We start from the raw sequence: 22,011 nt of genomic DNA, 5'->3' as shown, positions 1-22,011 counted from the left end.
GTACGCACGACGAGAGGGTGCGGCCGCCGGCCGTACCCTCCCTTAGGGAGCCCCATGACCCCCCTCCTTGAAGTGCGCGGGATCGACAAGAGCTTCGGTCCGGTGAAGGTCCTGCACGAGGTCGAGTTCTCCGCGTACGCCGGCGAGGTGACCGCGCTCGTCGGCGACAACGGCGCGGGCAAGTCGACGCTGGTCAAGTGTGTCGGCGGCATCTACCCGATCGACGCCGGAGAGATCTTCTTCGACGGAAGCCAGGTGCAGGTGCACAGCCCGCGCGACGCGGGCGAGCTCGGGATCGAGATCGTCTACCAGGACCTGGCGCTGTGCGACAACCTCGACATCGTGCAGAACATGTTCCTCGGCAGGGAGCGCAAGAGCGGTCTCCTGCTCGACGAGGACAGCATGGAGGAGTTGGCCGAGCAGACGCTCAGCAGCCTGTCCGTGCGCACGGTGAAGTCCATCAGGCAGCAGGTCTCCAGCCTGTCGGGCGGACAGCGGCAGACCGTGGCCATCGCCAAGGCCGTGCTGTGGAACAGCAAGGTCGTCATCCTCGACGAGCCGACCGCGGCCCTGGGCGTCGCCCAGACCGCGCAGGTGCTCGAACTGGTGCGCCGGCTGGCCGACACCGGCCTGGCCGTCGTGCTCATCTCGCACAACATGAACGACGTCTTCGCCGTCTCCGACCGGATCGCCGCGCTCTACCTCGGCAGGATGGCCGCCCAGGTCAAGACCGCCGACGTGACACACCCCCAGGTCGTCGAACTGATCACCTCGGGCCGCAGCGGTGATCTCGGCCTCAAGAACGGGGTCACCCCATGAGCAAGGTCAAGGAACTGCCCGGCGAGGCCATCGTCACCGCGACGCGTACTCCGTCGATCAAGAACAGCTTCTTCGCCTACGTCCAGCGCGTACGCGGCGGCGACATGGGCGGCCTGCCCGCCGTGCTCGGGCTCGTCGTGCTCTGCGTGGCCTTCGCCGGCGCGCGGCCCTCCTTCCTCACCCCGATCAACTTCGCCAACCTGTTCACCCAGGGCGCCGCCATCACGCTGATCGCGATGGGCCTGGTGTTCGTGCTGCTGCTCGGCGAGATCGACCTGTCCGCCGGCTTCGCCAGCGGCGTGTGCGCGGCGGTGCTGGCCGTCACCCTCACCAACCTGGGCCTGCCCTGGTACGTGTGCGTGCTGGCCGCCATCGTCACCGGCGTCGTCATCGGCACGGTGCTCGGGTCGCTGGTGGCCAAGGTCGGCATACCGTCGTTCGTCGTGACGCTGGCCGCGTTCCTCGCCTTCCAGGGCCTGGTCCTGGTGCTGGTCGACGAGGGCACGAACATCTCCATCAGGGACAGCGTGATCGTCGCGATCGCGAACAGGAACCTGCCGCCCTGGCTCGGCTGGGCGCTCTACGCCGCCTGCGTGGCGGTCTTCGCGGGCGTGCAGTCGCTCCGCGCCAGGAAGCGGTCCAAGCGCGGACTGTCGGCCGACCCCCTGTCGCTGATCGCCTTCCGTGTCGGCGCGCTGGCGGTCCTCGCCGGCGTCGCGGTCTTCGTGCTCAACCTGGAGCGCAGCCGCAATCCCGCGCTCGTCTCGCTCACCGGGGTGCCGATCGTGGTGCCCATCATCCTGGTGCTGCTGGTCGGGTGGACGCTGGTGCTGCGCCGTACCCGGTTCGGGCGGCACATCTACGCGGTCGGCGGCAACACCGAGGCCGCCCGCAGGGCGGGCATCCCGGTGGACAGGATCAGGATCAGCGCGTTCGTGATCTGCTCCTCGATGGCCGCGATCGGCGGCATCGTGGCCGCGTCCAGGGCCAGCTCCGTCGACCCGAACACCGGCGGCAGCTCCGTCCTGCTGTACGCGGTCGGCGCGGCGGTCATCGGCGGCACGAGCCTGTTCGGCGGCAAGGGCAGGGTGCTGGACGCCGTGCTCGGCGGCGCCGTGGTCGCCGTGATCGAGAACGGCATGGGCCTGATGGGGTACGGTGCCAGCGTGAAATACCTGGTCACAGGATCCGTCCTGCTGCTCGCCGCAGGTGTCGACGCCCTGGCGCGCAGGCGGGCGGCCGCCGCTGGTTTAAGGTGATCAGCGACTCACAGCCTGCCAGGGAACCTCAGACCATGCGTGCCGGCCCCTCCCAAGAGGACATCAGGCGCCACAATCTCGGCGCGCTACTTCGCCACGTCCACTTGGGCGGGCCGACCTCGCGTGCCGAGCTGACCTCGAAGATGGGGCTCAACCGCAGCACCATCATGGCCCTGACCTCCGACCTCACCGCCGCCGGTCTGGTCCGCGAGGAGCTGCCGCGCGAGACCGGCCGCGCGGGCCGGCCCTCGCTCGTGGTGCGGCCTGAGTCGGCGCGCGTCTACGTGTTCGCGTTCGACGTGGGTCCCGACCGGCTGGCGGCCGCCCGCGTCGGGCTGGGCGGCGTGATACTCGACCGCAGGGAGACCGTACGCCAGCGCGGCTCGTTCGAGCTGGCCGAACTGACCGGCGTGCTCGCCGGGTTCGTCAGGCAGATGCGCCGCGAGACCAGCCCCGACACGGTCTGCGTCGGGACGGCGGCGGCCGTGTCCGGCGGGGTGCGCAGGGCCGACGGCGTGGTCAGGTTCGGCCCCAACCTCAAGGCGGAAGAGGTGCCGTTCGGCGAGGAGCTGGGCCGCAGGCTGGACCTGGGTCTGCCGGTCAGCGTGGGCAACGACGCCAACCTGGGCGCGCTCGCCGAGCACAGCCGCGGCGTCGGCGCCGCCGTCAGAGACCTCATCTACCTGCACGGCGACGTCGGGATCGGCGGCGGCATCATCGCCGGCGGCCACCTGCTCGGCGGCCACGACGGCTACGGCGGCGAGGTCGGTCACATGGTGGTCAACCCGGGCGGGCGCGCCTGCGGCTGCGGCTCGCACGGCTGCCTGGAGGCGGAGGTGGGGGAGCGGGCGCTGCTGGAGTCGGCCGGCCGTTTCGGCGCGGGGCAGCACGGCCGCGACGCGGTGCGGGCCGTGGTGGAGGCCGCCGACCGGGGGGACATCGTGGCGCAGGAGGCGCTCAGCAGGGTGGGCGACTGGCTGGGGTTCGGCGTCGCGAACCTGGTGAACGTCTTCAACCCGGCAATGGTGATCTTCGGGGGGATGCTGCGGGAGGTCTACCTCGGGTCGGCCGCCCAGGTGCGCAGCCGTCTCACCCTGAGCGCCATGGCGCCGCAGCGGGAGAGGCTGCGGCTGCGTACGTCCGCCCTGGGGGACGCCGCGACGCTCGTGGGAGCGGCCGAACTGGCCTTCGCCCACGTGCTCGCCGACCCGCTGGAGGTGCTGGCCCGCGCCAACGGCAACGGTTAGCGGCGGGCGCGTTCATGTGACGTTCCTGGCGGCCGACGCCCAGGTGTTGCACGCGCCCGGAGTGCCGCGGTCGAAGCCGCGCTCCATCCAGGCCGCCTGCGTCGGGCCCTTGCCGTGGTCGTTCTGCGGCCAGCCCTTGGCCCCGTTCTTCCTGAACCAGTCCACCGTGTACGCCCAGTCTTCGTCCGTGACGAGCGGGGTGCCCTTCGCCGTGCTCATGAAGACCGACGAGAAGCACTCGGCCTGCAGCTCGGACTGCCGCGAGAGCTGCAGCCGCCTGGCCTTGCCCGCCACCGCCCTGGCCGCCCAGTAGTAGTGCCAGATGCCGGACGCCTGCTGGACGTGGTGTCCGTACTCGTGGGCGACCAGCCGCGTGATGCCCAGCGGGAACGGATTGCGCAGCTGTTCGCGGCTGATCATCAGGTACATCGTGCGGTCGACCGAGCAGTAGACGCCGTCCGCGCCGACGTTCCACGCGCCGCAGGGCGTCTTGATCTTGCCGGTGATGATGCGCAGCCGCGGCTTGGTGAAGGGCAGCCCGGCCTTGCGGAACTGCGCGCCCCACGCCTTGTTCAGGCACGTGGTCACCCGCGTCAGGAACCGCCGGTACGCGCTGATGCTGCCGGCCGGCAGCTCGCCTGGCGTGCAGTTCACGTCGGTGAGCCGCCCCGTCCGATACAGCGGGCTGACGGTCGCCAGCGACTTGCCGAGTGTGGGCGCCAGGTTCCTGGCGGGGGACTCGGAGGGTGCGGCGGCGAGTTGCTGGCCCTCGTTGCTGGACTCCGTCGCGGTCGTGGCGACGTCCGCCAGAACGAGCACCAACGCCGCCGCGGCCGTGGCGAGAGCCACCACAACGGCGACAAGAGCCACGATTTTACTTTTGCGGGCGGAGTTCATAGGTACCGAAAGACTAGGTCAAGATCGTACATATGTGGGTGGAATCGACTCGATGGAGTCAGTGAGGCGTCCGCGAACTAGACTCCTGGGGGTCGGCGGAACAAGAGCATGAGGGGAGTCGGATCCGTGAGCGGGTTGCTGGGCTCGGTAAAGGGACCGCAAGACGTCAAACGGCTCGCTGTCGAGGAGCTGCCGCGGCTCGCCGGGGAGGTCCGTGACCTGCTCGTCGACTCGTGCGCCAGATTCGGCGGTCACCTCGGCCCCAACCTCGGCGTGGTGGAGCTCACCATCGCCGTTCACCGCGTGTTCGACTCGCCGCGCGATCCGATCATCTGGGACACCGGCCACCAGTCGTACGTGCATAAGCTCCTCACCGGCAGGGCCGCCGGCTTCGAGGCGCTCAAGCAGGAGGGCGGCCTGTCCGGCTACCCGAGCCAGGCGGAGTCCGAGCACGACTTCGTGGAAAACTCCCACGCCTCCACCGCGCTGTCCTACGCCGACGGCCTGGCCAAGGCGTTCAAACTGCGCGGGGGCGCGGACCGCACGGTCGTCGCGGTGATCGGCGACGGCGCCCTGACCGGTGGCATGGCCTGGGAGGCGCTCAACAACATCGCCGCCGCCAGGGACCTGCCCGTCGTGATCGTGGTCAACGACAACGGCCGCTCCTACTCGCCCACGATCGGCGGCCTGGCCTCCCACCTGTCCTCGCTGCGGGTCGACCGCCGCTACGAAGACATGCTCGACTACGTCAAGGACAAGATCGGCAACGTGCCGGTGCTCTACGACGCCCTGCACGGCTTCAAGAAGGGCGTCAAGGACGTCCTGGCGCCGCAGGCGATGTTCGAGGACCTCGGGCTCAAATACGTCGGCCCCATCGACGGCCACGACGAGCAGGCCATGGAGGCGGCCCTGCGCAAGGCCCGCGACTTCCGCGGCCCCGTGATCGTCCACGCGCTCACCCGGAAGGGCCACGGCTACGCCCCCGCCGAGGACCACGACGAGGACCAGTTCCACTCGCCGGGCGCCTTCGACCGGGCCACCGGCGCGGAGAAGCCCAAGGGCCGCATCTGGACCAACGTGTTCAGCGAGGAGTTCGTCAGGCTCGGCAAGGAGCGCGACGACCTGGTCGCGATCACCGCGGCCATGCTCCATCCGACGGGGCTCCACGCGTTCGCCGCCGAATACCCCGACCGCATCTACGACGTCGGCATCGCCGAGCAGCACGCGCTGACCAGCGCCGCCGGGCTCGCCCTCGGCGGCATGCACCCGGTCGTGGCCGTCTACGCCACGTTCCTCAACCGGGCCTTCGACCAGCTCCTCATGGACGTGGCGCTGCACCGGCTGCCGGTCACCGTGGTGCTCGACCGGGCGGGCGTCACGGGCGACGACGGCGCGAGCCACAACGGCATGTGGGACCTGTCCATCCTGCAGCTGGTCCCTGGGCTCAGGGTCGCGGTGCCGCGCGACGGCGACCGGCTGGCCGAGCTGCTGCGCGAGGCCGTGGACGTCACCGACGGCCCGACCGCGCTGCGCTTCCCCAAGGGCCCGCCCGCCGAGCCGGTCGAGGCGGTGGGCAAGCTCGGCGAGATGGACCTGCTGCGCGAGCCCGACGGCGAGCCGGACGTGCTGCTGGTCGGCGTCGGCCCGATGGCGCAGGTCTGCGTGGACGCCGCGGTCCTGCTCGACGCCCAGGGCATCACCACCACCGTGGTCGACCCGCGCTGGGTCAAGCCGCTGGACGAGGCGCTGGTCCTGGCCGCGGGCGCGCACAAGCTGGTGGCCGTGGTGGAGGACAACGGCCGGGTCGGCGCGGTGGGCGACGCCGTGGCCCGCCTGCTGCGCGACGCCGACGTCGACGTGCCCGTACGCACCTACGGCATCCCGCAGGAGTTCCTCGGCCACGCCAAGCGGGCCGCGATCCTCGGCAGGATCGGCCTGACCGGCCAGGACCTCGCCCGGCAGATCACCGAGGCGATCGCGAAGCGGACCTCCCACGTGGAGCCGGCCCGCTCTTGAGCGCTCGGCGGGCCGCGGTGGTGATCGCCGGCACGACGATCACCACCGGCCCCGCCGGCTCCAGGCACCTCCCCTCACCCGGATCACGCGCCCGCACAGGAAAAGCAGCGCATGATCACCAAGGGTGTGGGAAGGATCGCTGGGCGTGGATATCTTTCGCACGAAGAGCGTCGAGCAATCGATCCGCGACACCGAAGCCCCCGAGCACCAGCTGCGAAAGCGCCTGACCGCCACCGACCTCACGGTCTTCGGCATCGGCGTCATCGTCGGCACCGGAATCTTCGTGCTCACCGGGCAGGTCGCCAAGGAGCTGGCGGGCCCGGCGGTGGCGATCTCGTTCGCCATCGCGGGCGTCGTCTGCGGGCTGGCGGCCCTGTGTTACGCCGAGTTCGCCTCCACGATCCCGGTGGCCGGGTCCGCGTACACCTTCGCCTTCGCCACCCTGGGTGAGTTCCCCGCCTGGGTGATCGGCTGGGATCTGCTCCTGGAGCTGGCGCTGGCCGCGGCCGTGGTGTCGGTCGGCTGGTCCGGCTATTTCGCCTCCATGCTGTCGTCCATCGGCCTCGGGCTGCCCGCCTCGATCGCGGGCGACGACCCCGTGGTGAACGTCCCCGCCATGCTCATCGTCCTCATCCTCACCGCGATCCTGGTCGCCGGCATCAAGGTGTCCTCGCGCGTCAACCTCATCCTGGTGATCACGAAGATCGCGGTGGTGCTGCTGGTCATCGTGGCCGGGCTGTTCTTCGTCCGGGCGGTCAACTACATGCCGTTCATCCCCGAGGCGGTGCCCACGGCGCGCGTGGAGGGCATGCAGGCGCCACTGATCCAGGTGCTGTTCGGCATCACGCCCGTCGCGTTCGGGGTGATCGGCGTCTTCTCGGCCGCGGCGATCGTGTTCTTCGCGTTCATCGGCTTCGACATCGTGGCCACCGCAGCCGAGGAGACCATCGAACCGCAGCGCGACGTCCCGCGCGGCATCCTCGGCTCGCTGGCGATCTGCACCTTCCTGTACGTCGCCGTCTCCCTGGTCGTCGTCGGCATGCAGCGCTACAGCGAGCTGAGCACGTCGGCCCCCCTGTCGGACGCCTTCATCTCGGTCGGCTACGGGTGGCTGGCCACGATCATCAGCGTGGGCGCGATCGCCGGCCTGACGACCGTGGTGCTCGTGCTGCTGCTCGGCCAGACCCGGGTGCTGTTCGCCATGTGCCGTGACGGGCTGCTGCCCCGTTCGCTGGCCCAGGTGCATCCCCACTTCGGCACGCCGGCCCGGCTCACGATGGTGATCGGGGCGGTGACGATGGCGTTGGCCGGATTCGTGTCGTTCGGTGAGCTGGCGGAGCTGGTGAACATCGGCACGTTGTTCGCGTTCGTGGTGGTCTCGGTCGGTGTGCTGGTGCTCCGGCGCACCAGGCCCGAGTTGCCGCGCGCGTTCCGCGCGCCGCTGGTGCCACTCCTGCCGATCCTGTCGGTGCTGGCCTGCGTCTACCTGATGCTCAACCTGCCGATGCAGACGTGGCTGCGCTTCCTCGTCTGGATGGTCCTGGGGGTCGTGCTCTACTTCCTCTACGGCTACCGGCACAGCAGGGCCGGGGCGACGGCGGCCAAGGCCCGGCAGTAGCGCGGCAGGCGGCGCGTCCGTGGTAGCGCGGCACGTACTCGGTGGGGCGGCGGGTCCGTGGCGGGATGGCGGGCGTGCTGCTGCGGTCGCACGCCCGCCCCCGCGGCGTCAGAGCGCGAGCACCTTGCCGGCCGCCGCCTTCATCAGGCAGCCGTTGGGGAAGACCTTGGCCCAGCGGACCACCTTGCCGTGCCAGCGGCCCACCACGGCGGCGACGTGCGGCTGGAGCTCCTTCGTGCACGTGGCGTCGGGGGTGACGTTGAGCTTGGCCGGGTCGCCGTCGACCCGCTGCAGCAGGCGGCAGGCGGCCCGTGCGTTGGGGTGGTCGCCGCCGACGGGGCCGCAGTGGAGCCAGACCGTCTTCGTGGCACCGCCCTTGACCGAGTCGACGATTTTGAGCTGCACCTTGGGGGTGGGGGCGGGGGCGGCCTGCACCGGCGACGACGCACCGAGCGCGAGGGCTCCGCAGAGCACGAGGGTGCCTGCTGCTCTGAACATGGTTACTCTCCGTTCGTAGGACGGCACAATAGGTTACGACGGAGTTCCATGCCGTGTCCGGAGGCCCGCCGAAACGGGCCTCCCTATTTCACGCGGGCAGCGAGGCGACCCCGGGTGCGAGGAACCGGGGCCGGGCGACCCCGATCCGGTCCAGGTACGGCGTGATCCCGCCCAGATGGAACGGCCAGCCGGCGCCGAGGATCATGCACAGGTCGATGTCCTGCGGCGCCGCGACGACGCCCTCGTCCAGCATGACCCGGATCTCCCCGGCCAGCGCCGCCAGGACGCGGTCGCGTACCTGCTCGGCGGTGGAAGGCGCGGAGCCGCCCGCGAAGAGGGCCACCGCGTCGGGGTCGAGCGAGAAGTCCGGGCGGTACACGCCCGGCTTGCCCGCGGCGACCAGCTTGGCGAGGTTCCCGGAGGCGCCGAAGCGGTCGGGGAAGGCCGCGTGCAGGGTCTCGGCCACGTGCAGGCCGACGGCCGGGCCGACGAGCTGCAGCAGCGCGAACGGCGTCATCGGCAGCCCGAGCCCGTCCAGCGCGTGCTCGGCGACCTCCAGCGGCGTGCCCTCGTCCACGGCCGCGACGACCTCGCCCATGAAGCAGGTCAGCAGCCGGTTGACCACGAACGCCGGGGCGTCCTTGACCAGCACCGACGATTTCCGCAGCGACCTGCCGGTCGCGAACGCCGTGGCCAGCGTGACGTCGTCCGTCGCCGCGCCCTTGACGATCTCCAGCAGCGGCATGACGGCGACCGGGTTGAAGAAGTGGAACCCGACCAGCCGCTCGGGGTGCGCCAGCTCCGCGCCCATCTCGGTCAGCGACAGCGAGGAGGTGTTCGTGGCGAGCACGCACTCGGCCGAGACCACGGCCTCGACCTCGCGGAACACCTGCTTCTTGACCGCCAGGTCCTCGAACACGGCCTCGATCACGAAGTCGGCGTCGGCGAAGGCGTCCTTGGTGAGCGAGCCGGACACCAGAGCTTTGAGGCGGTTCGCCTGGTCCTGGGACGCGCGACCCTTGGCGAGCAGCTTGTCCACCTCCGCGTGGACGTAACCGACGCCCTTGTCGAGCCTGGCCTGGTCGAGGTCCGTCAGCACGACCGGCACCTCCAGGCGGCGCGCGAACAGCAGCGCCATCTGCGAGGCCATGAGTCCGGCGCCCACCACGCCGACCTTGCCGACCTTGCGGGCCAGCGCCGGGTCAGGCGCGCCCGCGGGCCGCTTGGCGCGGCGCTGCACCAGGTCGAACGAGTAGAGCCCCGCCCGCAACTCGTCGCTCATCAGCAGGTCGGCCAGGGCCTCGTCCTCGGCGGCGAAGCCCTCGTCGCGTGAGGCGGTGCGGGCCTGGGCGATCAGGTCGAGCGCGCGGTAGGGCGCGGGCGAAGCGCCGCGCAGCTTCATGTCCACCAGGAAGCGCGCGTCACCGACCGCCTTGTCCCAGTCGTTTCCGGGGCCGTCGTGTTCCTGGCGCGTCACGGTGACCTCGCCGCCGACCACGCGGGCCGCCCACCGCAGGGACTCCTCGAGGAAGTCGGCGGGCTCGAACATCGCGTCGGCGACGCCCAGCGCGTACGCCTCCGCGCCCTTGATCATGCGGTTCTGCGCGAGCGGGTTCTCGATGATCAGCTTGATCGCGTTCGCCGGGCCGACCAGGCGGGGGAGCAGCTGCGTGCCGCCCCAGCCCGGCACCAGGCCGAGGAAGCACTCAGGCAGCGCCACCGCGGGCACGCCGGAGGAGATGGTCCGGTACGTGCAGTGCAGCGCGATCTCCAGCCCGCCGCCCATGGCCGCGCCGTTGACGAACGCGAACGACGGGATCGGCAGCTCGCCCAGGCGGCGGAAGACGTGGTGCCCGAGCTCGGCGATGGCCAGCGCCTCCTCGCGCGAGGACACGGTGGCCGCGCCGTTGAGGTCGGCGCCGACGGCGAAGATGAAGGGCTTGCCGGTCACGCCCACGGCCACCAGGTCGGTGCGCTCGGCGATCTCCGACAGCGCCCCGTTCAGCGCGAACAGGCCGTGCGGGCCGAATGTGTTCGGCTTGGTGTGGTCGAAGCCGTTGTCCAGCGTGATCAGCGCCACCGTGCCCGCGCCGCCGGGCAGCCGTACGTCGCGCACCAGCGCCTTGGTGACGACTTCGTCGGGGTTGCGTTCGCTCAGCAGCGCCCGCCAGGTCTCGACGCTCACAGGCCCTCCTCCGCCGGCCCCGCGAGCGGAGCCGATCGTTGCCTCGCTCATGCCAGGTTCTCCCAGATCACAGTGCCGCCCATGCCCAGGCCGACGCACATGGTGGTGATGCCGTACCGCACCTCGGGGCGCTCGCCGAACTGCCGCGCGAGCTGCGTCATCAGCCGCACGCCCGAGGAGGCGAGCGGGTGGCCGTAGGCGATCGCGCCGCCGTAGGGGTTGACGCGGGGGTCGTCGTCGGCGATCCCGAAGTGGTCGAGGAACGCCAGCACCTGTACGGCGAAAGCCTCGTTGATCTCGAACAGCCCGATATCCGAAATATCGAGATTCGCCAGGCGAAGTGCCCGCTCGGTGGACGGAATCGGCCCGACGCCCATGACCTCGGGGTCCACGCCCGCGAACGCGTACGACACCAGGCGCATCTTCGGCGTCAGCCCCAGCTCGGCGGCCACGTCGGCGGCGGCGAGGACACAACCGGTGGCACCGTCGTTGATCCCGGAGGAGTTGCCCGCCGTCACGTTGCCGTGCGGCCGGAACGGCGTCTTGAGCGCGCTCAGCCCCTCCAGCGTGGTGCCCGGCCTGGGCGCCTCGTCCTCGACCGCCAGCCCCCAGCCCTGCTCGGCCGTCCTGATCGCGGTCGGCACCAGGTCGGGCTGGATCCGGCCGTCGGCGTACGCCTTGGCGGCCCGCTCCTGCGACAGCACCGCGTACGTGTCCGCGCGCCGCTTGCTGATTCCCGGGTAGCGGTCGTGCAGGTTCTCCGCCGTCATGCCCATGACCAGCGCGCTCGGGTCGACCAGCTTCTCCGACAGGAAGCGCGGGTTCGGGTCGACGCCCTCGCCCATCGGGTGGCGGCCCATGTGCTCGACGCCGCCCGCGATCGCGACGTCGTACGCGCCGAACGCGATGCCGCCGGCGACCGTGGTGACCGCGGTCATCGCGCCCGCGCACATGCGGTCGACGGCGTAGCCGGGCACGGTCTTGGGCAGCCCGGCCAGCACCGCCGCGGAACGGCCGATGGTCAGCCCCTGGTCGCCGATCTGCGTGGTCGCGGCGATGGCGACCTCGTCCACGCGCTCGGGCGGCAGATCGGGGTTACGCCTGATGAGCTCGCGGATGACGCGGACGACCATGTCGTCGGCGCGGGTCTCCGCGTACAGTCCCTTCGGCCCCGACCGGCCGAAAGGCGTGCGTACGCCGTCGACGAACACGACGTCACGAGAGGAAGGCACGGATTCACTCCTCATTGGATGGGTTCCGTGCCTATGCTACTCGTCGGTAACTACTCCGCACACGAGGGCGGCCGTGAGCAGCGCGTAGACAAGGCCCGTCGCCGGTTCCCAGAGATGGGCGCGGGCCCCGAGCAGGGCGACGACCGCCATGGCCGCGCCCGCCCAGAGCGCCGCGCCTCCTCGCCGGCGCGTGCCGTGGCCGGGGTCCCAAGGATCGCCAGGTGATCCTTCCGACCGCCGGGCACGTGCCAGCATCCCCAGGGCGTCCCTTGCCCACCAGAGCAGGAACAACACCCCGGCCACCGAACCCACCACCGCGAGTGTCTCGGCGGTCCGGCTCAGGGCGTCGGCGAAGGCGTGCGGGGCGGCGTCGCGGAAGAAGCCCGGCGTCGTACAGCCGAGCAGCAGTGTCAGAGCCCAGCCCGCCGCGACGCACAGACGGCTCAGAGGCCGGGCCCATCCGGAGCTCGTGGCCGCGTAGAGCTCGCTCTCGCGCCGCCGCAACCGGCGGGCCCGGGAGCCCCAGACGTACTGGGTGGCGGCCAGCGTGGGCAGCGTGGCGGTGAAGACGGCCAGGGAGAGTATGGCGAGGGGTAGTGCCCGCGCGCTGGTGGGGGCCCGGTCGGCCAGTAACTGGGCGGTGGTCAGCACCGCGAGCGAGGCGACGAGCGCGAGGAGCGCGCCGCGGCGGGCGGACCTGGTGCCGGCCCGCAGGCCGGCCACCTCTTGCGCGCCTGGAGGGGGCGCCAACTCGGTCAACGACATGTCCGTCATGATGTCGTGACGGCCCGTAGTCATGCTGCGGTTTCGCGGGCTTTGGATGGAGCCCATGTTCGTTTCCGCGGGGTGACGAAGAGCTACCTGCGGGGCGACGGTCTCGCCCGGCGGGCGGGCGGGCGAACTACCGTTGTGGCCGGAAAGCCTACGGCCTCAGTCGATACTTGTGTAGATATTTCGTGTGAGTTCCTGATTGTGACTATGCTGCGCGATCATGGCACAAGGGGTGAACCGCGTGAGAGAGCAGCCGAGCAGTGCGGTTCAGGACCGCCTCGCGCCTCCGCCGCGCCGGTCCGGCGACCGCATCGGGCCGCGCGGCGGCCCGCTGACGCCTTTGGGCTGGGTGAGCGTCGTGCTCACCGTCGTGCTGGTGGCCGCCACCCTCGGGGCGTACGGCTACTACCGGAGCATTGAAAGCGGCATCGAACGCGAGGAGATCAACGTCGGCCCGAGCCGGCCGCCGGAGACCGGCGCGCTCAACGTCCTGCTCGTCGGCTCCGACTCCCGCGAGGGCGACAACAAGCAGTACGGCCCCCAGTCCCAGGGATTGGGGGAGCGCACCGACACGATCATGCTCCTGCACATCTCCCCCAACCGGGACAACGCGACCATGATCAGTTTTCCGCGCGACTCCATGGTCACGATCCCCACCTGCGAGCGCGTGGACGGCACCGTCATCCCCGGCGGGGTGCGTCAGATCAACTCCGCCTTCAACGACGGCGGCATCAACTGCACGATCCTGACCCTTGAGTCGCTCACCAACATCAAGATCAACCACTTCGTGAAAGTGGACTTCACCGGCTTCAAGGGCATCGTCGACGCCATCGGCGGCATCGAGGTCTGCCTGCCCAAGGCCGTCAACGACCCCCAGGCGAAGCTGCAGCTCGCCGCGGGCAAGCACGTGGTCAACGGCGAGCAGGCGCTGGGTTACGTACGCACCCGCTACGCGCTGGGCGACGGCAGCGACCTGAGCCGGATCCAGCGCCAGCAGGTGTTCCTCACCAAGGTGCTGGAGAAGATCACCAGCATCGGCCTGCTCACCAACCCCGTCAGGCTGAACGACTTCCTGCAGGCCGGCACCGCCGCCGTCACCCTGGACGACAAGCTCACGCTCAATCGCATGCTGGAGATCGCCAACAGCCTCCAGGGGCTCACGGCCAAGGAGCTCAAGGGCATCACGGTGCCCGTAGAGACCTACCCCGAGGACAAGAACCGGGTCCAGTTCGCCGAGCCGGCCGCGAGCGACTTCTTCGAGAACGTACGCAACGACGTCGAGGTCACCGCCACCCCGACCCCGGGCAAGTCGTCCGCGCCCAAGATCGAGAACGAGCAGGTGCGCCTCCAGGTGCTCAACGGCACCGCCGAGGCGGGCATGGCGGTCAAGGTGGCCGACGAACTGGCCGCCCAGGGCTTCGTGGTCACGCAGGTCGGCAACGCGGCCGCCACCGCGAAGACCGCGATCCGCTTCGCCAAGAAGGACGCCGCGCAGGGGCCCGCGTACGGGGACACGGTGGCCGCGCGGCTGTCCAAGGACAAGCGGACTCCGGAGGTCGGCAAGATCAAGGCGGCCACCAGCCAGCCGTACGAGTCCAACGGCGCCAAGGCCGCGAAGGTCCCCGAGGGGCCGGTCATCCAGCTCGTCATCGGCGCGGACTGGCCCGGGGTGCGCGTGGTCTCGGCGATCCCTGACTCCCTCAAGGACAAGGTGGTCGACAACACCACCAACCCCTGCCTCTGACCCATCCCTCGCGCTTCTGGGTGGACGGAGTGGGTGGAGGCGTGTGGTGGGTTCGAGCGGGCAGGACGGGATCCCCCGTCGACGGGGATCGAGGCGCCGGTGATGTGGCGGCCGCCTTCGCCCGCCAGGTGGGCGATGGTGGCGGCGATGTCGCCGGGCGAGCACGTAGGCGCCGGGAGCGGTGTATCGCCGTTCCTCGTCGGCCTCAGGGCTGCCGGCCGGGTTCATCTCGGTGTCCGTGGAGCCGGGGTGGACCACGTTCGCGGTGATGCCGCGGCCCGTGCGCCCGGAGGCTGTCTGGCCGACGTCCTCGGCGCCTCTCGCCGCCCCGCTGCTCGCGCATCGGATGCGGGATCGCGGGGTGGCCGTCGAGCGGGTGAAGTCCGCTCTCGACGAACTGCTCGACGGTCTCGCCGGCTGAATTTCCGGCTTTACACCCGCTCTGAGGTCGTATGTGCACCGTAAGTTACGAATGTCACTTAGAGTGATTTTAGGGAAACAAGTGAATTTTCCGGACAAGTTGTGGTCGGGTCTGCTAGGAAAGGGCGCGGTCCGAATTCGTACTAGAGAGGTTCCATCGTGGCGCGCGACGAGAACGACAGGCCATATGAGGACGGGCAAGGTAGGTCGTTAAACCCGGAGATGACGGGCGACGTGCTGTCCCCGCGGTGGAGCACCGAGGACACCGACGAGCAACCGGCGATCCAGGTCGTCGGCAACGAGACGTACATCCTCCCCATCGGCAAGAGCGAGCCCCAGCTGATCGAGGGCCCGCGTGACGTGCTCGACGATCCGCACGACGTGCTGGGCGCGACGAGCGGGCCCCGCGATGTGAGCGCCCAAGGCGGCCAGCACGACCCGAGCGCTCCCAGCGGTCCCCACGACCTGAGTGCCCCCGGCAGCCCGTACGACGTGCTCGGCGCGTCCAGCGGGCCGCACGACCTGCTGGACGGCCCCGGCGAACAGCGTGACCTGCTCGAAGGACCCGGTGAGCAGCGTGACGTGTTCGACGGCCCCAGCGGATCGCACCGGGTGGCGGACGAGAACCCGTACCTGCCGCTCGACCGCGGCTACGAGGGGGACGAGGACGACGGTCGGGAGGAGGAGCCCAAACGGGGGTTCCTCGGCTCCGGATGGTCCGGCGACGAGCACGACCGGGACTCCGGCGGTGATCAGGAGGTGCGCCGCCGTGGGCGGGTCCTGCTGGTGGCGGCCGCCGCGGTGGTGCTGCTCGGCGTGGGCGCGGGCTGGATGCTCACCGGCACCTCCTCGGACGACCCGTGTGCGGGCGGCCAGTGTGCCAGCGCCGGTGAGGTCACCTCGCCCTCGGAGTCCGCGGATGCCGAGGAGCCGCTGCCGGATCTGCCGGAGGACGAGTTCACCGACGAGCCGACCGATTCGGTCACCGACGGTCCTTCGGAGCCTGAGACCGAAACCGGCACGCCGCCGGTCGGCCGGCCGCAACCGGCCCAGCCGGAGACCTCGAAGCGACCCACGCCCACGCGTGTCGGCGAGCCGACGGCGAAGCCGAGCGACAAGGCGACCCGCGCCCCGCAGCCGCGGAGCGAGATGAAGGACACCGACCCCAGCCAGGCGCAGGTCCAGCGGCCCGCCGACGAGTCGGCCAGGCAGCAGCCGGAGAACAACAGGGAGGACACCGGTCAGCCCGACACGCAGGCGCCGCCCCAGACCCAGGCGCCCGTGCCGACGCCGACCGAGGAGGAGCGGAAGGGGCTGCTGGACATCCTGTTCCCCTGGGCCAGCTGAGCGGGGGCGCGGACCCCGCTGGTTTGGGTGCGATGATGGGCAAGGCCCACCATGGGGATGCGGACCAGGCCGGCCGTCTGGCAGACTGGGAAACCGCTTTCCGGGAGGTCTCGTGGTCACGCTTGAAGACGTCGCCAGGCAGGCGGGCGTCTCGCTCGCGACCGCCTCGCGGGTGCTCAACGGCAGCACCCGCCAGGTGGGCGCGGCGCTGCGGGCACGCGTCGAGCAGGCCGCCGACGAGTTGGGCTACCGCGCCAACATCGCGGCCCAGACGCTGGCCCGCGGCGCGAGCAACGTCATCGGCATCGTCGTCCACGACCTGACCGACCCCTACTTCGCGGCGCTGGCCGACGGGGCGATGCGGGCCGCGGCCACCGAGGGGCTGCTGGTCATGGTCGGCACCACGCATCGCGACCCCGAGCAGGAGATCGCGTACGTGTCCACGCTCAACGCCCAGCGCGTACGAGCCGTGCTGCTGGTGGGCTCACGGGTCGCCGACCCGGCCGTCACCGGACGGCTGCGCGACGAACTGGCCAGATACCAGTCGGGCGGCGGCAGGGCCGCGTGCGTGGGACAGGACCTGCTCGGCGTGGACACCGTCGCGCCGGCCAACAGGGAGGGCGCGGCGGAGCTGGCGCGGGCGCTGGCCAACCTGGGCCACACGCGGTTCGCGGTGCTGGCGGGGCCGCCCCACCTGGTCACCGCTGCCGACCGGTGCGCCGGGTTCGCGGCGGCGCTGCAGGAGCTTGGACTGCCCGCGCCGCACGTCATCCGGGGGCCGTTCGACCGCGACGGCGGTTACGCGGCGGCCCAGCAGGTAGGCGGCGACACGACCTGCGTGTTCGCGGTCAACGACGTGATGGCGGTGGGCGCGCTGGCGGCCTGCAGGGAGCGCGGGATCCGGGTGCCCGAGGACGTGTCGGTGGCGGGGTTCGACGACATCGTCACGTTGCGGGATCACGTGCCGGCGCTGACGACCGTGCGGCTGCCGTTGAAGGACATGGGGGCGCGGGCCCTGGAGCTGGCGCTGGGCGAGGCGGACACGGTCGTGGTCGAGCACGTGGCGGGCAACGTCGTGCTGCGGGAGAGCGTACGGAGGTTGGCGTGAGGCTGGCGGTCAGCACGCTGGGGATGCCCGGCGAAGGTCTCGACAGGGCGATCGAGATCGCGGCCGGGGGTGGCTGCCACGGGCTGGAGCTGCGCCTGCACCCGGACACCGGGGTGCACGCCGGCCTTGACGCGGCTGAGCGGCGGTCGGTGCGGGAGCGGGTGGAGGGCACCGGTCTCGAAATTTCCGCCCTCGCCGGATATGTCGGCATTTGTGCACCTGGGCCGGACGAACCGGTCGTCGAGGCGCTGCTCGCCGACCTGCGCCTCGCCGCCGACCTGGGCGCGCCCGGCGTCCGGGTGTTCCCGCGCGGCGGCGACGCCTCCGTCGGCGCCCGCAGGCTCAAGAGCGTCTCCGGTACGGCCGCCACGCTCGGAGTCCGCGTGCTCGTCGAGACGCACGACAGCATGGCGACCGGCGCGGCCGTGGCCGGGCTGCTGGCCGAGGCGGGCTGCCCAGAGACCACGGGCGTGATCTGGGACCTGCTGCATCCGTGGCGCCACGGCGAGTCCTCAGCGGACACGTTCGCCGCGCTCGGCCCGCACCTGTCGTACGTCCAGGTCAAGGACGCGGTCTCGGCCACGGACACCACGCCGGTGCCCATGTGGACCGGGTCCGTGCCGCTGGACGAGGCAGGCGGGCTGCTGCACGGGGCGGGCTACGACGGGTGGGTGTCGCTGGAGTGGGAGCGTACGTGGTATCCGCAGGTCGCGCCCGTCGAGGAGATCCTGCCCGGAGCGGCTGAGTGGGTGCGGCGTTTCACCGCTTAGGTAGGGGCCCTTAGATAGGGGCATGTCCGCTTCTACGAACAAGGTGCTCGTCGTCGGCATGGACGGCCTGCGCTTCGACCGGCTCCTGGCGCTCGACGCGCCCGTGCTGGCCGCGCTGATGTCCACCGGCGCGTACGGCACCAGCAAGCTCCCCTACGGCGAGGCCGGCACCCCGCGTACCGAGTCGCCGGGCGAGGTCGTCCCCAAGACCCCGGAGCCGGGTGACGGCGGCAGGGTGATCAGCTCTCGTACGGACTCCGGCCCCGGCTGGTCGTCCATCGCCACCGGCGCCTGGCCCGACAAACACGGCATCATCGACAACGGCTTCGCAAACCCCCAGTTCCAGAAATTTCCGGATTTCCTGACTCGTGCGAAGAATGCTCGCCCGGACCTGACCACCGCCGCGTTCTTCTCGTGGGCGGCGCTCGCCGAGCACGGCGCGTTCGGCGCGGCGATCGACCACCGGTTCGTCCGCGACGGGTACGCCATCACCTGGTCCGCCGCCGACGAGCAGGTCGCCGCGGCCGCCGAGCGGTACCTGGCCGAGACCGGCCCCGACGTGGCGTTCGTGTACCTGGGCGACACGGACGAGGTGGCCCACGACCTCGGCCCCTTCTGCCCCGCGTACGCCGCCGCGCTCCAGGCCCAGGACGCCTACCTGGGGCGGCTGCTCGACGCGGTGCGGGCGCGGCCGTCGTACCCGGAGGAGCGCTGGACCGTGCTGGTCACGACCGATCACGGGCACGTGGACGAGGGCGGGCACGGCGGCACGTCGGACGAGGAGCGCACGGTGTTCGTGATCGCGAACCGGCTGGGCGACGACCTCGGCGGCCGCGCGCTCGACGGGCCCCGGCTGGTGGACGTGGGGCCGACGGCGCTGGCCGCGCTCGGGGTGACGGTCGATCCCGCGTGGGACCTGGACGGTACGCCCTTGAATTTTTTCATCACCCGTTGAATTCCTGCCGCCGAGGCGTGAGACTGGTAACAGGAGCCGAACGGCAGGGGTGCATTCGATGAACACGGCACTGGACTTCTCCGAGATCGACGCCGGCATGCTCGCCGAGGTGGGCGGCAAGGCCGCGAATCTCGGCGAGCTGACCCGGGCCGGGTTGCCGGTGCCGCCGGGGTGGGTGCTCACCACGGAGGCGTACCGTCAGGTCGCAGCCGGCCTGGAGACCGACGGTGAAGGGCTGGCGGAGCGGGCCAGACGGCACCTGCTCCAGGCCCCGGTGCCGGCCGCCGTGCACGAGACGATCGTGAAGTCGTACGCCGCGCTCGGCGACGACGTCCCCGTGGCGGTGCGGTCCTCGGCCACGGCCGAGGACCTGCCGTTCGCCAGCTTCGCCGGGCAGCAGGAGACGTACCTCAACGTGGTGGGCGCCGAGGCGGTCGTCGACGCCGTACGCCGGTGCTGGGCGTCGTTGTGGACCGATCGCGCGGTCGCCTACCGCGAGTCCAACGGCATCGGCCACGCCGCCGTGCGGCTCGCGGTGGTCGTCCAGGTCATGGTGGACGCGGCGGTGGCCGGCGTGATGTTCACCGCGAACCCGGTCACCGGACGCCGCCGCGAGATCGTCATCGACGCCGCTCCCGGACTCGGCGAGGCCGTCGTCTCCGGCGCCGTCAACCCCGACCGGTTCATCGTGTACGGCGAGGAGATCCTCGAACGCCACCCCGGAGACAAGCACCTGACCATCCGCCCCCTGCCGGGCGGCGGCACCGAACGCGCCGAGACCGCCCAGGAGGGCTTCTGCCTGACCGACGACCGGGTACGCGCGCTCGCCGCCCTGGGCCGGCGCGTCGAGGACCACTACGGCGCGCCCCAGGACACCGAGTGGGCCGTCGGCCAGGACGGGACGCTCTGGCTCACCCAGGCCAGGCCGATCACCACCCTCTACCCGCTGCCCGAGCGGACCAGGCCGGGACTGCGGGTGTACTTCTCGCTCAACGTCGCCCAGGGCGTCATGGGGCCGCTCACCCCGATGGGGTTGTCGGGGTTCCGGCTGATCAGCGCCGGGGCGGCGGGCCTGTTCGGCTACGGCCCCGCCGACCGCCGCGACGGCGCGCCCATCATGGCGGTGTCCGGGCAGCGCGTGTGGTTCGACATCACCACCGCCGTACGCAGCCGCGTCGGCCGCGTCGTCCTCCCGCGCATGATGAGCCTCGGCGAGGCCCGCTCCGTGAGCGTGCTGGAACGCCTGGCCGAGGATCCGCGCCTGTCCGTGGTCCACACCTCGCGCCGCCCGGTCGTCCGCGGCGTCGTCCGCTTCGCCCGTCGCCTGCACGCTCCGTCCCGGGCCCTGCTGGCGCTGACCAGGCCGGACCGGGCCCTCGCCTACGCCGCCCGCGTCGGCGCGGTCCTGGACAAACGGCTCGAAGTGCCGGCCTCCGCCACCCCGGCCCAGCGCCTGGACCACGCCGAGCGTGTGCTCGCCGGCACCTTCCCCGCCATCGTCTCGATCATGCCCATCGTGCTCACCGGCTACGGCCTGTTCGGGCTCGCCTCCAAGCTGTCCGGCGTGCCGCTGAACGACATGCAGGACGTCCTGCGCAGCGTCCCGCACAACCCGACCACGGAGATGGACCTGGAGCTGTGGCAGCTGGCCACCCGCATCGAGCCCGAGCCGTTCAAGGAGTGCCCGGTCGCCGAGCTGGTCCGCCGCTACCAGGCCGGGGAGCTGCCGCCCGTCGCACAGCGGGAGATCACCGCGTTCCTGGCCACGTACGGACACCGCGGCGTCGCCGAGATCGACCTCGGTCTGCCGCGCTGGTCGGAGGACCCGGCCCACATACTCGGCGTCCTGGCCAACTACCTGCGCATGGACGGCGCGGCCGACATCGTGCCGTCCGCGCTGTTCGCCAAGGGCGCGGACCGGGCGCGCGAGGCCGTCGCCCACGTCGTGTCCGAGGCGCGGCGCAGGGGCCGCTGGCGCGGGGCCGTGGCGCGCTTCGGGCTCCGGCGTACCAGGAAGTTCGCTGGGTTGCGCGAGCTGCCGAAGTTCTACGCGGTCAAGACCCTCGCGTCGGTACGGCAGAGCCTGCTCGCGGTCGGGGATCACCTGGTGGGCATCGGCGTGCTGGACTCGGCTCACGACGTGTTCTTCCTCGGCCTGCGGGAGGCCAGGGCCGCCCTGGGCGGGGGCGACCTGCGGGAGGTGGTGGCCGGGCGGCGGGCGGCGTACGAGCTGGAGTCGCGCCGCAGGCACGTACCCCGTGTGCTGCTCTCCGACGGGACCGAGCCCGAGGCGCTCGCGACCCCGGCCGCGGACGGCGCGCTGACGGGCACGGCCGCGTCGGCGGGCACCGTCACGGGGGTCGCCAGGGTGGTGCTGGACCCGGTCGGCGCCCACCTGGAGCCGGGGGAGATCCTCGTCTGCCCCTCGACTGATCCCGGCTGGACGCCGCTGTTCCTCACGGCCGGCGCGCTGGTGATGGAGATGGGCGGCGCGATGTCGCACGGCGCGGTGGTGGCCCGTGAATACGGCATCCCCGCCGTGGTCGGCGTCCCCGACGCCACCCACCGCATCACCACAGGCATGGAGATCACCGTGAACGGCGCCGCCGGCACCATCACCCTCCCGTCGTGACGCGCACCTCGGCGGCGACGGCGGCGAGGATGAGCGCGGCCCCGGCGAGCACGGCGGGCTGGAGAGGCTCGCCCAGTGCGATCATCGCGACCAGGCAGGCGACGACGGGCACCGCGTAGGAGTAGGTGCTGACCAGCGACACGGGGGCGGCCCGCAACAACCAGGCGAACAACGCGAACCCGGCCAGCGAGTCGACCACCACCAAATACCCGAAGGCCGCCCACGAAGCGACCCCCGACCCGCCCCCATCCGGGGTGGCGACCGCGCCCGGCACGGCCTCACCGACGGCGATACCCGCGAGCGACAGCACCAGGCCGCCCACCACGAGCTGGACGACAGTGGACGCCCCTGCCGAGGACGAGCGTCGCGGCGACCTGGCCGGCGAGGCCGCGCTGGACGGGTGCGCGTCCGGCGGCAGCGCGTCCGGCGGTGACGCGGTGGACGGGGGCGTGGTAGGCGGGAGCGCGTCCGGCGGTGACGCGGTGGATTGGTG

General features: G+C 71.4%; 18 protein-coding genes. 12 read left to right on the top strand and 6 right to left on the bottom strand.

The window, feature by feature from the left end:
• Window positions 1-54 precede the first annotated feature (54 nt).
• The 3 genes from ITP53_RS33160 to ITP53_RS33150 are packed head-to-tail and all read left to right on the top strand — an operon-like array spanning window position 55 to window position 3,325.
• Complete coding sequence (locus ITP53_RS33160) at window positions 55-819, top strand: ATP-binding cassette domain-containing protein (protein ID WP_195899400.1); 765 nt, start codon at window positions 55-57, stop codon at window positions 817-819.
• Window positions 816-2,078: a sugar ABC transporter permease gene (locus ITP53_RS33155; RefSeq protein ID WP_195899399.1), complete on the top strand. Its 1,263-nt coding sequence runs from the start codon at window positions 816-818 to the stop codon at window positions 2,076-2,078. The genes ITP53_RS33160 and ITP53_RS33155 overlap by 4 nt, the downstream gene beginning before the upstream one ends.
• A gap of 35 nt (window positions 2,079-2,113) precedes the next feature.
• The gene (locus tag ITP53_RS33150) at window positions 2,114-3,325 is read left to right on the top strand and encodes an ROK family transcriptional regulator (protein ID WP_195899398.1); all 1,212 of its coding nucleotides are present in this window, start codon (window positions 2,114-2,116) and stop codon (window positions 3,323-3,325) included.
• A gap of 12 nt (window positions 3,326-3,337) precedes the next feature.
• Here the strand turns inward: ITP53_RS33150 and ITP53_RS33145 are convergent, their stop codons facing one another.
• Window positions 3,338-4,195, bottom strand: a complete 858-nt coding sequence (locus ITP53_RS33145) for a neutral zinc metallopeptidase (protein ID WP_195899397.1) — start codon at window positions 4,193-4,195, stop codon at window positions 3,338-3,340.
• A gap of 135 nt (window positions 4,196-4,330) precedes the next feature.
• Between ITP53_RS33145 and dxs the strand changes: the two genes are divergently transcribed.
• Together dxs and ITP53_RS33135 are read left to right on the top strand one after the other, a co-directional pair.
• Window positions 4,331-6,238 (top strand): 1-deoxy-D-xylulose-5-phosphate synthase, encoded by a 1,908-nt coding sequence (dxs, locus tag ITP53_RS33140; RefSeq protein WP_195899396.1) that lies wholly within the window; start codon window positions 4,331-4,333, stop codon window positions 6,236-6,238.
• Between the two features lie 145 nt (window positions 6,239-6,383).
• Window positions 6,384-7,856, top strand: a complete 1,473-nt coding sequence (locus ITP53_RS33135) for an amino acid permease (RefSeq protein WP_328816553.1) — start codon at window positions 6,384-6,386, stop codon at window positions 7,854-7,856.
• A 108-nt stretch (window positions 7,857-7,964) separates the two neighbouring features.
• Here ITP53_RS33135 and ITP53_RS33130 read toward each other — a convergent pair whose 3' ends face one another.
• From ITP53_RS33130 to ITP53_RS33115, 4 genes are all read right to left on the bottom strand, one after another.
• A complete protein-coding gene (locus tag ITP53_RS33130; protein WP_195899395.1) occupies window positions 7,965-8,354 on the bottom strand; it encodes an SSI family serine proteinase inhibitor in 390 nt (129 codons plus the stop codon).
• A gap of 88 nt (window positions 8,355-8,442) precedes the next feature.
• Window positions 8,443-10,539, bottom strand: coding sequence for a 3-hydroxyacyl-CoA dehydrogenase NAD-binding domain-containing protein (locus ITP53_RS33125; RefSeq protein WP_328816550.1), 2,097 nt, complete (start codon window positions 10,537-10,539; stop codon window positions 8,443-8,445).
• A gap of 47 nt (window positions 10,540-10,586) precedes the next feature.
• Entirely contained in the window at window positions 10,587-11,786 is a 1,200-nt protein-coding gene (locus ITP53_RS33120; RefSeq protein ID WP_195899393.1) for a thiolase family protein, read from the bottom strand.
• A 21-nt stretch (window positions 11,787-11,807) separates the two neighbouring features.
• On the bottom strand, window positions 11,808-12,536 hold the full coding sequence (locus tag ITP53_RS33115; protein ID WP_195899392.1) for a hypothetical protein: 729 nt from the start codon (window positions 12,534-12,536) through the stop codon (window positions 11,808-11,810).
• 247 nt (window positions 12,537-12,783) lie between these two features.
• Between ITP53_RS33115 and ITP53_RS33110 the strand changes: the two genes are divergently transcribed.
• From ITP53_RS33110 to ITP53_RS33080, 7 genes are all read left to right on the top strand, one after another.
• Window positions 12,784-14,286 carry an LCP family protein gene (locus ITP53_RS33110; protein WP_328816546.1) on the top strand — a complete coding sequence of 501 codons (1,503 nt, stop codon included), beginning with the start codon at window positions 12,784-12,786 and terminating at the stop codon, window positions 14,284-14,286.
• Between the two features lie 181 nt (window positions 14,287-14,467).
• Window positions 14,468-14,707: a hypothetical protein gene (locus ITP53_RS33105; protein ID WP_195899391.1), complete on the top strand. Its 240-nt coding sequence runs from the start codon at window positions 14,468-14,470 to the stop codon at window positions 14,705-14,707.
• A gap of 158 nt (window positions 14,708-14,865) precedes the next feature.
• A complete protein-coding gene (locus ITP53_RS33100) occupies window positions 14,866-16,053 on the top strand; it encodes a hypothetical protein (RefSeq protein ID WP_195899390.1) in 1,188 nt (395 codons plus the stop codon).
• A gap of 112 nt (window positions 16,054-16,165) precedes the next feature.
• Window positions 16,166-17,161 (top strand): LacI family DNA-binding transcriptional regulator, encoded by a 996-nt coding sequence (locus ITP53_RS33095; protein ID WP_195899389.1) that lies wholly within the window; start codon window positions 16,166-16,168, stop codon window positions 17,159-17,161.
• Window positions 17,158-17,931 carry a sugar phosphate isomerase/epimerase family protein gene (locus ITP53_RS33090; RefSeq protein WP_195899388.1) on the top strand — a complete coding sequence of 258 codons (774 nt, stop codon included), beginning with the start codon at window positions 17,158-17,160 and terminating at the stop codon, window positions 17,929-17,931. The genes ITP53_RS33095 and ITP53_RS33090 overlap by 4 nt, the downstream gene beginning before the upstream one ends.
• Window positions 17,932-17,953: 22 nt before the next feature.
• Complete coding sequence (locus ITP53_RS33085; protein ID WP_195899387.1) at window positions 17,954-18,886, top strand: alkaline phosphatase family protein; 933 nt, start codon at window positions 17,954-17,956, stop codon at window positions 18,884-18,886.
• Window positions 18,887-18,944: 58 nt separating this feature from the next.
• A complete protein-coding gene (locus ITP53_RS33080; protein ID WP_195899386.1) occupies window positions 18,945-21,518 on the top strand; it encodes a PEP/pyruvate-binding domain-containing protein in 2,574 nt (857 codons plus the stop codon).
• On the opposite strand, the gene ITP53_RS33075 is transcribed toward ITP53_RS33080, so the two are convergent.
• Window positions 21,502-21,936, bottom strand: coding sequence for an EamA family transporter (locus ITP53_RS33075; RefSeq protein WP_268961207.1), 435 nt, complete (start codon window positions 21,934-21,936; stop codon window positions 21,502-21,504). The genes ITP53_RS33080 and ITP53_RS33075 overlap by 17 nt on opposite strands.
• Window positions 21,937-22,011 lie beyond the last annotated feature (75 nt).

It is taken from the genome of Nonomuraea cypriaca, from assembly GCF_015645445.1.
In the GTDB taxonomy this organism is placed as follows: Bacteria; Actinomycetota; Actinomycetes; order Streptosporangiales; family Streptosporangiaceae; genus Nonomuraea; species Nonomuraea cypriaca.
Note: the sequence above shows the minus strand (reverse complement) of the source record. Positions and strands in the feature narration are given on the sequence as shown.